Raw genomic sequence first — 12285 nt, 5'->3', positions numbered from 1 at the left:
CCCGGTCCGGGGCCGTGTCCTTGAGGCCCGAAGTTGTCGTCGTCGTCCAACCCGGCGGGATCATGGCGGATCTGACGCTCACGCGGTTTTAACTCCTGCTCTGCGACAGCTACGCGCAAGCCTGCGTTGCAGGCGTGTCAGATGCCGGGGGTGGATCACCGATGAACAACGCCGCCAACGCCTACGCCAAGACCGCGCACAGCGCGCTGACGCCACGCGAGGCCGAGTCCGCGCTCCTGATCAAGGCGGCACAACGCCTGATCGGCGCCAGCCAAGGACTCGCCTCCGGTGAGACCAGTCGCCTCAACGAGGCCTTGTCTTACAATCAGCGCGTGTGGACGCTGCTGAGCTCCGAAGCGACGGCCGACGAGAACCCGCTCCCCGCCGACGTCAAGCAGGGCGTCGGTCGCCTGGGCGTGTTCGTCCTGCGCACCTGCGTCGACGCGATGATCGCGCCGACCCCGGAGAAGATCGCGTCGCTCGTGTCGATCAACAACCACGTCGCGGCCGGACTGCAGGGCAACCCGGGCTGAACCCGGCCGGCGCTCACGGAGCCGCCGTATCGCCATCGGGCGGGTTTGCGCCTGCGCCTTCCCACTCGACGAGCTTCCGGCTCAGCTTGAGCGCCTTGTAGAACTCGCCGGCCTCGACGGCGCCGGCGATGGCGGCCACCTGGGGGGCCGCCGCGGGCGCCACCCGAATTAGGTCGGTGGCTTGACGGAAGAACAGGTCGATGCCCTGCGCCGGGTCATCGGCGAGGTAGATCACCGTCAGCGTCAGGTGAAGCTGCTTGCAGGCCGTGTCGGCCTCGGTCTCCGTGATGATCTCGCTCTCGCGGAGGAACTTGCATTGCGTCTCGATCAGAAAGGTCGAGCGACGGTCGCCGTTACGCAGTAGGGCGCCGTTGATGATCAACCGCTCGTAGGGCTTGAGTTCGAGGCGCAGGGGCATGCGTGCTCCTTTCTAGAAGGCGCTGCGATCTCATTCGCCAAACGTTAACGTTTCGCCAATCCCCGGCCCGACGCAGCGCGTTGCGCGTCGAACGCAGCGTGGTAAAACTCAGACGATCCGGCCCTCGGGGCCGCGTCGGAGGGAGTTCCCATGGCGTCTGCATGGGCGAACCGTGCGATCTATCCGAGCCTCTCAGGCAAGCGGGTGCTGATCACGGGGGGCGCATCCGGCATCGGCGCAGCCCTGGTCGAGGCGTTCGTGGCTCAGGGCGCACGCGTCCTGTTCGGCGATATCGCGGACGACGCTGCGGCCGCCCTGGTCGCGCGGCTGTCGCCCGGCGCGGCGGCAGCGCCCCTTCACCGGCGCTGTGACCTCACCGAGGTGGCGGCGGTCCGCGCTCTCGTGACCGAGAGCGAAGCGGCGCTCGGCGGTCTGGACGTGCTCGTCAACAACGCCGGCAACGACGATCGCCACACCGTGGAGGAGATCACGCCGGACTTCTGGGACGAACGGATCGCGGTGAACCTGCGCCACCTCTTCTTCGCCGCCCAGGCCGCGGTGCCGGCGATGCGACGGGCCGGCGGCGGCGTCATCCTGAACTTCGGCTCGATCAGCTGGCATCTTGGCTTGAAGGACCTAGCGATCTACCAGACCGCCAAGGCGGGCATCGAGGGGATGAGCCGGGCCCTGGCCCGTGACCTGGGGCGCGACGGGATCCGGGTGGCCTCGATCCTGCCCGGCAACGTCCAGACCCCGCGTCAGGAGAAGTGGTACACGCGGGAGGGAGAGGCCGAGATCCTCCGGGCGCAATGCCTGGATCGCCGGATCCAGCCGGCCGACGTCGCCGCTCTGGTCCTGTTCCTGGCCTCGGACGACGCGCGCATGTGCACCGGCCACGGCTATTTCGTCGATGCCGGCTGGCGGTGAGCGGCTGCGCGATCCCTGACGTTCAGCCCGCAGGACGGTCGACGGCGGGGAGGCGAACTGCAATCGGGAACCTGAGGACCGGGCGACCGCAGATCGCCCGGTCCTGATGGAAGCCTCCGGGATCGGCGCGGGACGTCGGCCCACGCCCTCGCGGCGGCTGAACCGCACCCCACGAAGAGCGCGGACTTTCACACCGGGCTCGAAGTGGGATTCAGCATCTGTGTCGCGACAGCCGCGCCGGAGCGGCCTCAGTCGCACGATTCCTTCTTCACGGTCTTGGTGTCGCCCATGTCGTTCTCCTTGCGCACCGTCTTGGTGACGCAGCCGTCGCCGTGCTCGTGAACGGTCACGGACTTCGACTCTGAGGCCGGGCGATCGACGACCACGGCGGGACGGTCCCGCTCGATGACGGTGGTCTGCGCCTGCGCGGCGGCGCAGAGGCTCAGCAGGGCGGCGGTGGCGAGCAACGACTTGCGCATGGTGGGCTCCAGTACCGGTTTCGGTACCGAGTAACGTGATCCCAGCTTGAGCGTTCCGCCGGTGGACAGGTCGAAATGGCGGACCGAACCCGTAAAAGAACTTGGTTCGATCCGCGCGCCGTTCGGCATGAGGTTCAGCCGCAGCGACGCCTGCCAGTGACCCCGGAATCCAGCCCGTTTCAAGCCGGGCCGACTACGTGCGCAGACCTCCGCGCCGCTCAGCCGCCGGTCATGGGCGGGAAGAAGGCGACCTCGCGGGCGTCCCCGATCACGGCGTCGGGCTTGGCGTGGGCACGATCGATCGCGGCCCGCACTACGCCGGGATCCTCGAACGCGTAGGCGTATTCCTCGCCGCGCCCGCGCAGCCAATCGATGAGGTCGGCCACGGTGGCGATCTCAGGCGGCAGGACCAGATCTTCCTCGGCGCGGCCGATCCGCTCGCGGACCCAGGCGAAATAGACGAGCTTCATCGCGTCACCGTACCGGGTTCGGGGCTGGACCACGCATCCCGCGACTGAGGCGTTCAGCGCGGGTCGTCGATGACGTGCTTGATCCCGGCCCGCATATAGTCCCAGCCGGTCCAGAGCGTGAGGGCGGCGGCGAGCCACAGCAGCGTGATCCCGATCGGCTCGGTCCCCGGCAGGACCGTCTCGCCCGCGGGGCCGGCGACCAGGAAGCCCAGTGACAGAAGCTGCACGGTGGTCTTCCACTTGGCGATCTTGCTCACCGGCACGCCGACCTTCAGCTCGGCCAGGTACTCGCGCAGGCCGGAGACCAGCACCTCGCGGCACAGGATCACGATCGCCGCCCAGATGTTCGGCCCGATGATCGTGTGGTCGGCCGTCAGCATCAGCAGGCAGGCCGAGACCAGGAGCTTGTCGGCGATCGGGTCGAGCATCCGGCCCAGCGCGGAACTCTGATGGTAGGTACGAGCCACGTACCCGTCGAGATAGTCGGTGATCGCAGCCGCGACGAACACGCCCAGCGCCGTCCACCGGGCGGTGTGGGATTCGGGCCAGAACAGCAGTGCGACCATCACCGGCACGGCAACGAGGCGCCCGTAGGTCAGGCAATTCGCGAGCGTCCAGGCCGGCGACCGTCGTCGAGGGAGGACGGCGTTCATCGCGGGGGTGAAATCAGAGCGCGGCGCGTGCGTCAACGCCTCGGGTCCGGGCTCCGCCATCGCGGCGGGATTTTCAGGCGCCGGCATGGAAGAAGTCGTAGACCGCCCGCGCCGTCGCGGCGTTGACGCCCGGCGTCTTGGCCAGATCCTCGAAGGCGGCGCGCTCGATCGCCTTCACGGTCCCGAAGTGGTGCAGCAGCGCGCGCTTGCGGCTGGGGCCGATGCCGGCGATCTCGTCCAAAGGATTCTTCACCATCTCACGCTTGCGCTTGGCCCGGTGGCTCCCGATGGCGAAGCGGTGTGCCTCGTCGCGGAGCCGTTGCACGAAGTAGAGCGTCGGGTCCCGGGGCGGAAGCTTGAAGGCCGGCCGGCCCGGCACGAAAAACGTCTCGCGCCCGGCATCCCGGTCGCGCCCCTTGGCGACGCCGACCAGCGGCACACCCGAGACGCCGACCTCGTCGAGCGCCGCCCGGGCGGCATCCAGCTGGCCCTTGCCACCGTCGACGAGCACGAGGTCCGGCCAAGCCGGGAACGCCTCGCTGTCCTCCGCCGCGGCCGGGGCCGGGTCCTGCGCGCCACCCTCGCCGGAGGCGGTCGCCTCCTGCGGGGTACGGGGCACCTCCTTCACCAGCCGCTTGAACCGCCGCTGCAGCACCTCGCGCATCATCCCGTAATCGTCGCCGGGGGTCAGCTCCTCCGACTTGATGTTGAACGTTCGGTAATGCGTCTTCATGAAGCCCGTGGGGCCGGCGACGATCATGCCGCCGACCGCGTTCGTGCCGGAGATGTGCGAATTGTCGTAGACCTCGATCCGCCGGGGGGTACGGTCGAGGCCGAAGGCCTGTCCCAGGGCCGTCAGCAGCTTGCCCTGGGAGGCGGTGTCGGCGAGCCGCCGGGCCAGGGCCTCCTTGGCGTTGCGCTGGGCGTAGTCGACGAGGTTCTTCCGCTCGCCGCGGCTCGGGCGGTGGATCTCCACACGGTACTCGACCCGGCTCGACAACGCGGCGGCCACCAGCTCCGCATCCTCGACGAGGTGGCTGGTCAGGACCGTGCGCGGCGCCGGCTTGTCGTCGTAGAATTGTCCGATGAACGAGCCGAGCACCTCGTCGGGCGACATGGTCCGGTCGGCCTTAGGGAAATAGGCCCGGTTGCCCCAGTTCTGGAAATTCCGGAAGAAGAACACCTCGATGCAGAACTGGCCGGCCTGCTCGTCGAGGGCGAACACGTCGGCCTCCTCGACGCCCTGGGTGTTGACGCCCTGCACGCCCTGGATCGCCGAGAGCGCCGCGATCCGGTCGCGGAAGCGGGCGGCACGCTCGAACTCCATCGCTTCGGACGCCGCCTGCATCTCGGTGCGCATCCGGTCCTTCACGGCGTTCGACTTGCCGGCCAGGAAGGCGCGGGCCGAATCCGCCATGGCGGCGTAATCCTGCGTGGCGATCTCGCCCGTGCAGGGACCGGAGCAGCGCTTGATCTGGAAGAGCAGGCAGGGCCGGGTGCGGTTCTCGTAGTAGCTGTCGGTGCAGGTGCGCAGCAGGAAGGCGCGCTGCAGGGCGTTCACCGTCCGGTTCACCGCCCAGACGCTCGCGAAGGGGCCGTAATAGTTGCCCTTCCGCCGCCGCGCCCCCCGGTGCTTGACGATCTGCGGGGCGGGACCGTCCTCCGTGACCAGGATGTAGGGGAAGGACTTGTCGTCCCGCATCAGCACGTTGAAGCGGGGCTTGAGCTGCTTGATCAGGTTGGCTTCGAGGAGCAGCGCCTCGGTTTCGGTCGCGGTGGTGACGAATTCCATCGCCGCCGTCTGCGAGATCATCCGGGCGATGCGGTTCGAATGCGCCTGACCCCGCGCGTAGGAGCCCACCCGGGCCTTCAGGTTCTTGGCCTTGCCGACGTAGAGGACGTCGCCGCGGTGATCGAACATCCGGTAGACGCCGGGTGAGGACGGCAGCGTCGACCAGAACCGGCGGATCACCTCCGTTCCGGCCTGCACGGCGCCGGGCTCGAAGTCGAAATCGATCTCCGGCGACTCGTCGACCGACAGCCCGATCTCCGGCTCGTCGGCCGCATCCTCCCGCTCGGCGTCCCGGCCGTCGTCGAACGTATCGGGGGGCAGGTCGGTCAGGGCTCTGCGGCTCATACCGCAGATCTAAGCGTTCCTCGCGCTCAGGGGGACGGGGCGGCCGACAAAAAATGCGCGCCGTACGTACGGGCCGGTGGCGCTCAGTCGAACAGCGAGTCGATGTCGTCCTGATCGACGTGGCCGATATCGTGGTCGAGCTTCGGCCCGTTGAGCAGGCTGCTCTCGTCATCCAGGGACGTCGGCACCGGCATGACGGCGATCAGATCCTTGAAGCTGTCCAGCTCGGACCACGTCGCGATCAGCCGGTCGAGGTGTTCCTCAATGAACTTCATCACGCCGACGATCTTGTTGATCCGCTGACCGGTCAGGTCCTGGAAATTGCAGGCCTCGTAGGCCGTGATGACCCGCTCCAGAATGACATCGACATGCGGCTTCATGCCAGGCGGCAGCGTCGTGGCGTTGAGCATCCCGGCATGGCTCTCGATCTCCTCGATCGCGCCGAGGAGCTGCGTGGTGGCGCGCTCGGTCGAGTCGACCACGGCGTCGAGTTCGTCCGCCGCCCGCCGCATGCCTTTTCCGGTGTTCTCGGTCCGGTGGAGGGTCGCCAGTTCCGACTTCGTCCGGGTGATCGCATCCTTCATCAGGTCGAGTTCGGAACGCATGGCCAGAGCCTCGTGCAGCTCGCGCCGGCACGACTCGACCGTCTCGCTGGCGCTCCTCTGCGTGATGCGGCGCAGGTCCTGGATGGCGCTGAAGATGTCCTCAAGTCGCTCGCTCGAGGCGGGACCGCTCGGTGGCGGCGGCGTCCCGGGAAGCCCGAGGCTGTCTTCGATGCGATAGCGCTTCTGGGTCATCGTCCGGGCGTTGGCGTTCGTGTTCCGTCGCGGCAATTCTCTACCACATCGGTTAGCGGACCGTGACCGCCAAGCTCCCCAATGGGCAGAGCGCGTCGGCAGCGTGGGATCTCGCCACATGCACCGGCAGGCGCTTTACCGCTGATTCACGCTGCCGCCGCCCGGCCGGGGAGGGGCGTCCTGAGCAGCCCGATTCACCACGTTCCTTCACCTGATTCGCCAAGATGCGGCGGGATCGTCCTCGCGACGGGGGCGCGTGCCCCAATTCGGGAGCTTGCGATGCGGGGATCGGTCCGTTTCAGTCTGGGGGCGGCCTTGGCGGCGGCCGTCTCGTGCGCACCCGCGCAGGCCCAGCAGGCGCGCTACGCTGAGGGCGGCTACGGCGGCGGCCTGATCGAGTATCTGGTAACCGGCAGCGCCGGCAACGGCGGCCGGGGCTGGCCGCAGCGTTACGCACCGTCACAGCGGTATGCCGCTCCGCAGGCCTACACGACCCCGCAGCGGGTGGAGGCGCCGGTTCGGGTCGCGGCCTATTCGGGCGACCTTCTACCCGTGGAGGCCGAGCCCGGCCAAGCCGTCGGCGTGCCGCAGCCTGTTTATGGGGCGCCTGCGGCGGGGGCCTACGGCGCGCCCCAGGCCGATCCGAACCGGATCGCCCGCGCGGTCGCGCCGGAGTACCAGAGGCAGGAGGTGCCGTTCACCGGGCGGCAGAGGCCCGGGACGATCGTGATCGACACGTCGGGCAAGCACCTCTACCTCGTGCAGCCCGGCCAGCGGGCGCTCCGCTACGGCATCGGCGTCGGCCGTCCGGGGTTCGCGTGGAGCGGCCTCAAGACCGTCAGCCGCAAGGCCGAGTGGCCGGACTGGACGCCGCCGGCGGAGATGCTGGCCCGCCGGCCGGACCTGCCGCGTCACATGGCGGGCGGGCCCGAGAATCCGCTGGGCGCCCGGGCCCTGTACCTCGGTTCCTCGCTCTACCGCATCCACGGCACCAACGAGCCCAATACGATCGGCCAATCGGTCTCGTCGGGCTGCATCCGCATGATGAACGAGGACGTGGTCGACCTCTACGAGCGCGTGCCTGTGGGAACGCGCGTCGAGGTTCTGTGAGGGACTCGCGGGTCTGATCGGCCGCGCTCACGCCCCCCCGACACGACGAGGCCCGGCCGCGCCTGCGCGCGACCGGGCCTCTGTCATCGCGACGGGGAACGATCAGGTCCAGTCGCTGTCGTCGCCGCCGCCCAGGTCGCCGCCGAAATCGCCGGCCGGATCGCTGTAGCCGGCGTCCTGCAGGCCGCCGAAATCGGCGCCGCCGCCGCCGCTGTTATCGAGGGCCGAGCCGAGATCCTGGTTGCCGCCGCCGTCGCCGTAGTAGTTGTTGACGACCGTCTCGCCGCCGCCGCCGAGGCCCGCCGCCGCGGCGCTGCCGAGGCTCGAATGGCCGCCCGCGAAGGCATTGGAGAGGGCGCTCCCGAGCAGCATGCCGCCCGCCGCGCCGGCCGCCATGGGCAGCGCGGTCGCCATGAAGCCGCCGCCGCGGGCGGGCGCCTGCTGCCCGGCCCACGGTCCGCCCTGCTGCGGATAGCCGCCCTGCTGGGGATAGCCGCCCTGCTGGGGGTAGCCCTGCTGCGGGTAGCCCTGGGGCGCGCCGCCCTGATTGCCCCATGGCTGACCACCGGGCCGCTGCTGGCCGTAGCCGGGCTGCGGCTCCTGGCGCTGGCTGCCGCCGCCGCCGAAGATGCTCGACAGGAACCCGCCGCCGCCACCGGACGACTGCGCCGACGCGCCCTGGCGACGGGCCTCTTCAAGCTGCTGGTTGAGGCTCTTGATGGCCTCCTCCTGCACGTAGATCAGCTGTGCCATGGCGTAGGGCGCGTAGGGCTGCGTGCGGAGCTTGTCGGCGATGAACCGCTCGGCTTCCGCATCCCGAGGCTGGGTCTGCGCCTGCTCCAGGCGCTGGAAGATACCCGAAATGACGTCGCGTTCTTCGCTGTTCATGGAGTCGTCCTCCTCGAATCTAACCCGCGGGCCCGAACGCGCCGCATGGCAGACACGACATGGGTGCGCGGCGACGCTTTGTCAGGGGCGATGGCGAAAACTTCATCCCAGGGTGCCGAAAAGCGAAAAGCCCGGCCTGATGGCCGGGCTTCCCCGTCTCGCGGTTGCCGCCGGCGCGGCGGAGGCCACGCCGGTAGGTGATCCTAGAAGGTGCCGAACTTGTAGTTCAGGCCTGCGCGGACGACGGCGAACTCGTCGGAGCGGCGGCCGACCGGGCTGTAGAAGGCCGGGACGTTGGAGGCGGCGTTGATCACGAACGCGCCCTGGTTGCGGGTGTTGCGGTCGAGGTTGACGTACAGGCCTTCGACCTTGAGCGTGACGGCCGAGGAGCGGAAGAAGTTCAGGAAGGAGTCGGTGGGCAGCGCGTACTCGATGCCGCCGCCGACCGCGTAGCCGGTGCGGAAGCTGTCGTTGCCGGCAAAGCCGCCGAACGAGCGGTCGGCGCTGCCCGAGCCGTAGGCGAAGCCGCCGGTGCCGTACACGAGGGTGCGGTCGAAGGCGTAGCCGAGGCGGCCGCGCACGGTGCCGAAGAAGTCGAGGCTGGACAGGCCGCGCGGGTCGTTCAGGTAGAAGCCCGGACGGACGGCGCCGTTGACGAAGGCGTTGTTCCGGCTGCGGCCGAAGTCGAGGTACTGGGCGTCGGCCTCGATGCCGATGACCACGCCCGAGCCCGGGGTCAGCTGGAAGTTGTAGCCGATCTGGCCACCGCCGGAGAAGCCGTCCTGGCTGCGGTTGCCGAAGGAGGCGAGCACCGGGGCGCCGCTGGCCGTGAAGGCGCCGGGCACCGTGAAGGTGGCGTTGTTGGAGCGGCTGCTGGCGTCGAAGGCGTAGCCGGCGTTGATACCGAAGTAGGCGCCGGTCCAGGTGAACACCGGGACGGGGGTGAACACCGGCGGCGGGGCGGCCCGGCGCGGCAGGTCGGCGGCCGAGGCGGCGCCGGCCATCAGGGCCGTGGCGGCGCTGGCGAGAAGAAGCTTCTTGATCATCTGGTCCTCTGTCTCCCGTTTCGCGGGATGTGTGCCCGGCGACAGGAACTGCAGGACGCCGCCACGCGATAGTGCAAGGATGCAACAGCGCTCGAGACCCTCCGGGGCCGGCGCGCGGAAAGGTGCGCTAGAGCACATGGTTGCGCCGGTCGGATTGAAGGTGAGGAATTATTTACATTTCTCTACGCCCGGCGGACGGTGTGGCTGCACAATACCGGCGGGTCCTCACGGCAAGTCTCACGCAGAATGTTCTGCTGCTCGGTTCGGTAGAAGACTTGCCGGTTAGAACCCTATCGCAGGTTGTTGCCGCCGTGGGGCTCGATCCGGCGATGCGACACTATGGTGCGGCCCGTCGGGCGCCGCGTGGACGGAGATGACGCTTTCCGATACACATTCATCATGGCTGAGACGCTCTCCCGGCCCGATCCGGGCTTAGCGCGGGCCACCGACGACCTGACGGCTGCCCGGTCACTGGACGAGGTCGTGTCCGTCCTCCGGCGAAGCGCGCGGTCGATCGCCGGATCCGACGGGATCGCCGTGGTCCTGCGCGCGGGCGACGCGTCGTTCTACGTCGCCGAGGATGCCATCGAGCCCCTCTGGTGCGGCCGCCGGTATCCGTTGACGACCTGCATCTCCGGTTGGGCGATGCTCAACGCCGAGACCGCCATCGTGCCGGATATCGAGTGCGATCCCCGGGTTCCGGCCGCGCTCTACCGCATGACCTCGATGCGCAGCCTCGTGATGGTGCCGATCGGGTCTCCTCGGCCCGTGGCTGCGCTCGGCGCCTATTGGTGCGCGTCGGTCATCCCGGACGACGCGACCGTCGGGCGGCTCGAAGCGTTGGCCCGGGGCGCCGCCGCCACGCTGGCCCGGCTGCGGATCACGGCCGACGCTTCTGCGCCCCAGGAGCCGGTTTCCTCACCGGAGCCGTAGGGGGTCCACGGCGGCCGGACCCGCAGGACCCGGATGGGATCAATCGGCCGTTCCGGCCGTTCCATGACGCTCACGTCCCCATTCGGAAGTCCCGACCGGTCCCATGAAGCGCTTCACCCTGATCGGCATCTTCGCGGCCCTGCTGATCGCCATCCTCCTGATCGCCTCGACGTGGTCGAAGGTGACGCCGATCAATCCGGCGGTCTCGCCCGACACGTCCGCGACGCCCAATCCCACGAGCCAGCGCAAATGACCCGCCGGGGATGCCGCACCGGCGCCGCCTCGGCACTGGACCGGCCGCGGCCCATCATCCCAACTCGATTTTCCTTCCCGAACCGGGGTGAAATGGCACAGTGTAGCGCCAGATTATCCTGAATCAGCGATGCGGGATTGGGACGATGGGACAGCGTTCGAAGACGCCGGTCAACGCGATCGACGGCTTCAGCGAACCGCTCGACAGGCTGCGCGCCGCCCTGGACGCCTCCTGCGTCGTGGGAACCTGGGACTGGGATATCGTCCGCAGCACCATGGTGTACGACGCCGGAGCGGCGCGGCTCCTGACCGGCGATCCGTCGCTCGCCGAGACCGAGATCAGCGGCCACGAGACCCTGGCGGCCGTGCATCCGGACGATCATGGCTGGCTGATCGAGCACGTCCAGGACGCCGTGCGAGCGGGCGGTCTCGTGCTGGCCGAGTACCGTGTGGTCGCCGGGGACGGGACGATCCACTGGCTCCTCAGCCGCGGACGGACGTTCCAGGACGCGGTCGGGCGCCCGGTGCGGGCCCGCGGCATCATCATCGACATCACCGAGATGCGCGAAGGCGGCGACCGCTACGTCTTCAGCGGCGAGGCGGCCTCCGCCTCCACGCTGGAGCAGGCCGCCGATCTGGCCATCGCCCTCAAGCGGCTCCTCGGCGACGACGTCGCGGCCGACCTCCGCCTCGCCACCGACCTGGTGCTGATGAGCCTCGGGCGCGCCATCGCGCGCGATCGCGGATCGCACTGACCGGCACGCCCGGTCGACCGCACCGGCCCCGGATTCGCGCGACACCGGGAACATGCACCGGCCAGCGGCCTTGGCCCTTCACACGTCAGTGCAGGGTTCGGACGGGAGCGGCGCATGGGTCAGGATGTCGACGCGGCACGTGAAGCCTTCGGCACGGTGCCCCCGGGGCGACCGGTCGGCGAGACGAGGAAGCCCGAGCCCGAAGCCGGCGGCAGCGGCCCGCACGCGCCGGGCTCGGTGGAGCCGGCCGCCGAGGCGGCACCGGAGAGCGGCGGCTACGACACCCGTCCGCCGCTCCGCCAGCCGGACAACCGCAAGGGCGGCTACGGGGCGGGCTGAGGCGGCGGGGATCGATCCCCGCCGGGGGACATCATTCCGGGTAGCGCTGCACAGGCGTCGGTTTTTCCCAGTATAACTTTCTCTACTCTGGAAAAGGCCGCAGGCTGGCTCGTCGCGACCCTGACGGGCGCCGGCGTGAACACCGCGGAGGCCGACGGCGCCGGCGTGCCTGGCGCGGTTCGGATCACGGACCTGTGCGGCGCCGGTAAGCCCGACTATAATCATTATCATCGGTTCAATTTACTTCATATCAACCTTTGCCGGGCCTCCCTTATAGCCAGACCCATCATGATCTAAAGGATTTCTCATGAACGAGCCATGCGATGAGACGACCAACACCTTGACCGCTCTCACCGCCGAGCTTGTTGCCGCCTACGTGTCGAACAATCCGGTGCCGGCCGCCGAGGTGCCGGCGCTGATCGCCCGGGTGCACGGGGCGATCGCCGGCCTCGTCTCCGGCACGCTGACGGCCGAGACCGGCGGCGCGGCGGCCCAGGTCGAGGTCGACAAGCCGGGCGCGGCCCAGATCCGCAAGTCGGTCCGCCCCG

16 protein-coding genes are annotated in these 12285 nt (G+C 69.2%); 8 read left to right on the top strand and 8 right to left on the bottom strand.

The window, feature by feature from the left end; all coding sequences use genetic code 11:
• Positions 1-161 precede the first annotated feature (161 nt).
• Positions 162-533 carry a flagellar biosynthesis regulator FlaF gene (gene flaF / locus MKK82_RS21425; RefSeq protein WP_238289036.1) on the top strand — a complete coding sequence of 124 codons (372 nt, stop codon included), beginning with the start codon at positions 162-164 and terminating at the stop codon, positions 531-533.
• A 13-nt stretch (positions 534-546) separates the two neighbouring features.
• On the opposite strand, the gene MKK82_RS21420 is transcribed toward flaF, so the two are convergent.
• Positions 547-951 (bottom strand): flagellar biosynthesis repressor FlbT, encoded by a 405-nt coding sequence (locus MKK82_RS21420; protein ID WP_238289038.1) that lies wholly within the window; start codon positions 949-951, stop codon positions 547-549.
• A 150-nt stretch (positions 952-1101) separates the two neighbouring features.
• Between MKK82_RS21420 and MKK82_RS21415 the strand changes: the two genes are divergently transcribed.
• Positions 1102-1878, top strand: coding sequence for an SDR family NAD(P)-dependent oxidoreductase (locus MKK82_RS21415; RefSeq protein WP_238289040.1), 777 nt, complete (start codon positions 1102-1104; stop codon positions 1876-1878).
• 248 nt (positions 1879-2126) lie between these two features.
• On the opposite strand, the gene MKK82_RS21410 is transcribed toward MKK82_RS21415, so the two are convergent.
• The 5 genes from MKK82_RS21410 to MKK82_RS21390 all read right to left on the bottom strand — a co-directional run bounded on the left by MKK82_RS21410 (position 2127) and on the right by MKK82_RS21390 (position 6414).
• The gene (locus MKK82_RS21410; protein WP_238289042.1) at positions 2127-2357 is read right to left on the bottom strand and encodes a hypothetical protein; all 231 of its coding nucleotides are present in this window, start codon (positions 2355-2357) and stop codon (positions 2127-2129) included.
• A gap of 218 nt (positions 2358-2575) precedes the next feature.
• Positions 2576-2827, bottom strand: coding sequence for a molybdopterin converting factor subunit 1 (gene moaD, locus MKK82_RS21405; RefSeq protein WP_238289043.1), 252 nt, complete (start codon positions 2825-2827; stop codon positions 2576-2578).
• Positions 2828-2880: 53 nt separating this feature from the next.
• The gene (pgsA, locus tag MKK82_RS21400; RefSeq protein ID WP_238289066.1) at positions 2881-3480 is read right to left on the bottom strand and encodes a CDP-diacylglycerol--glycerol-3-phosphate 3-phosphatidyltransferase; all 600 of its coding nucleotides are present in this window, start codon (positions 3478-3480) and stop codon (positions 2881-2883) included.
• A gap of 73 nt (positions 3481-3553) precedes the next feature.
• Complete coding sequence (gene uvrC / locus MKK82_RS21395; RefSeq protein ID WP_243986809.1) at positions 3554-5617, bottom strand: excinuclease ABC subunit UvrC; 2064 nt, start codon at positions 5615-5617, stop codon at positions 3554-3556.
• A gap of 83 nt (positions 5618-5700) precedes the next feature.
• Complete coding sequence (locus tag MKK82_RS21390) at positions 5701-6414, bottom strand: protein phosphatase CheZ (RefSeq protein WP_238289048.1); 714 nt, start codon at positions 6412-6414, stop codon at positions 5701-5703.
• Positions 6415-6693: 279 nt separating this feature from the next.
• Between MKK82_RS21390 and MKK82_RS21385 the strand changes: the two genes are divergently transcribed.
• A complete protein-coding gene (locus MKK82_RS21385) occupies positions 6694-7524 on the top strand; it encodes a L,D-transpeptidase (protein ID WP_243986808.1) in 831 nt (276 codons plus the stop codon).
• 102 nt (positions 7525-7626) lie between these two features.
• Here MKK82_RS21385 and MKK82_RS21380 read toward each other — a convergent pair whose 3' ends face one another.
• Both MKK82_RS21380 and MKK82_RS21375 read right to left on the bottom strand, forming a co-directional pair.
• Positions 7627-8412, bottom strand: coding sequence for a DUF2076 domain-containing protein (locus MKK82_RS21380; protein WP_238289052.1), 786 nt, complete (start codon positions 8410-8412; stop codon positions 7627-7629).
• Between the two features lie 203 nt (positions 8413-8615).
• Positions 8616-9458, bottom strand: coding sequence for an outer membrane protein (locus MKK82_RS21375; protein WP_243986807.1), 843 nt, complete (start codon positions 9456-9458; stop codon positions 8616-8618).
• A 399-nt stretch (positions 9459-9857) separates the two neighbouring features.
• Here MKK82_RS21375 and MKK82_RS21370 point away from each other — a divergent pair, with 399 nt between their 5' ends.
• From MKK82_RS21370 to MKK82_RS21350, 5 genes are all read left to right on the top strand, one after another.
• Entirely contained in the window at positions 9858-10391 is a 534-nt protein-coding gene (locus MKK82_RS21370; protein ID WP_238291880.1) for a GAF domain-containing protein, read from the top strand.
• A 103-nt stretch (positions 10392-10494) separates the two neighbouring features.
• Positions 10495-10644 (top strand): hypothetical protein, encoded by a 150-nt coding sequence (locus MKK82_RS21365; RefSeq protein WP_238291882.1) that lies wholly within the window; start codon positions 10495-10497, stop codon positions 10642-10644.
• Positions 10645-10789: 145 nt separating this feature from the next.
• A complete protein-coding gene (locus tag MKK82_RS21360) occupies positions 10790-11398 on the top strand; it encodes a PAS domain-containing protein (RefSeq protein WP_238291883.1) in 609 nt (202 codons plus the stop codon).
• Between the two features lie 114 nt (positions 11399-11512).
• Complete coding sequence (locus MKK82_RS21355) at positions 11513-11737, top strand: hypothetical protein (RefSeq protein WP_238291885.1); 225 nt, start codon at positions 11513-11515, stop codon at positions 11735-11737.
• A 307-nt stretch (positions 11738-12044) separates the two neighbouring features.
• On the top strand, positions 12045-12285 hold a 241-nt coding region (locus tag MKK82_RS21350), incomplete at its 3' end, for a MucR family transcriptional regulator (protein ID WP_243986806.1).

It is taken from the genome of Methylobacterium sp. E-046 (genome assembly GCF_022829625.1).
GTDB lineage: Bacteria > Pseudomonadota > Alphaproteobacteria > Rhizobiales > Beijerinckiaceae > Methylobacterium > Methylobacterium longum.
Note: the sequence above shows the minus strand (reverse complement) of the source record. Positions and strands in the feature narration are given on the sequence as shown.

Bases quoted from the DNA above. Each gene is read 5' to 3' on its own strand.
- MKK82_RS21370 (WP_238291880.1), top strand. From the start codon at position 9,858: ATGGCTGAGACGCTCTCCCGGCCCGATCCGGGCTTAGCGCGGGCCACC.
- uvrC (WP_243986809.1), bottom strand. From the start codon at position 5,617: ATGAGCCGCAGAGCCCTGACCGACCTGCCCCCCGATACGTTCGACGAC.
- MKK82_RS21415 (WP_238289040.1), top strand. From the start codon at position 1,102: ATGGCGTCTGCATGGGCGAACCGTGCGATCTATCCGAGCCTCTCAGGC.
- MKK82_RS21420 (WP_238289038.1), bottom strand. From the start codon at position 951: ATGCCCCTGCGCCTCGAACTCAAGCCCTACGAGCGGTTGATCATCAAC.
- moaD (WP_238289043.1), bottom strand. From the start codon at position 2,827: ATGAAGCTCGTCTATTTCGCCTGGGTCCGCGAGCGGATCGGCCGCGCC.
- MKK82_RS21410 (WP_238289042.1), bottom strand. From the start codon at position 2,357: ATGCGCAAGTCGTTGCTCGCCACCGCCGCCCTGCTGAGCCTCTGCGCC.
- MKK82_RS21380 (WP_238289052.1), bottom strand. From the start codon at position 8,412: ATGAACAGCGAAGAACGCGACGTCATTTCGGGTATCTTCCAGCGCCTG.
- MKK82_RS21360 (WP_238291883.1), top strand. From the start codon at position 10,790: ATGGGACAGCGTTCGAAGACGCCGGTCAACGCGATCGACGGCTTCAGC.
- MKK82_RS21375 (WP_243986807.1), bottom strand. From the start codon at position 9,458: ATGATCAAGAAGCTTCTTCTCGCCAGCGCCGCCACGGCCCTGATGGCC.
- MKK82_RS21365 (WP_238291882.1), top strand. From the start codon at position 10,495: ATGAAGCGCTTCACCCTGATCGGCATCTTCGCGGCCCTGCTGATCGCC.
- MKK82_RS21385 (WP_243986808.1), top strand. From the start codon at position 6,694: ATGCGGGGATCGGTCCGTTTCAGTCTGGGGGCGGCCTTGGCGGCGGCC.
- pgsA (WP_238289066.1), bottom strand. From the start codon at position 3,480: ATGAACGCCGTCCTCCCTCGACGACGGTCGCCGGCCTGGACGCTCGCG.
- MKK82_RS21390 (WP_238289048.1), bottom strand. From the start codon at position 6,414: ATGACCCAGAAGCGCTATCGCATCGAAGACAGCCTCGGGCTTCCCGGG.
- flaF (WP_238289036.1), top strand. From the start codon at position 162: ATGAACAACGCCGCCAACGCCTACGCCAAGACCGCGCACAGCGCGCTG.
- MKK82_RS21355 (WP_238291885.1), top strand. From the start codon at position 11,513: ATGGGTCAGGATGTCGACGCGGCACGTGAAGCCTTCGGCACGGTGCCC.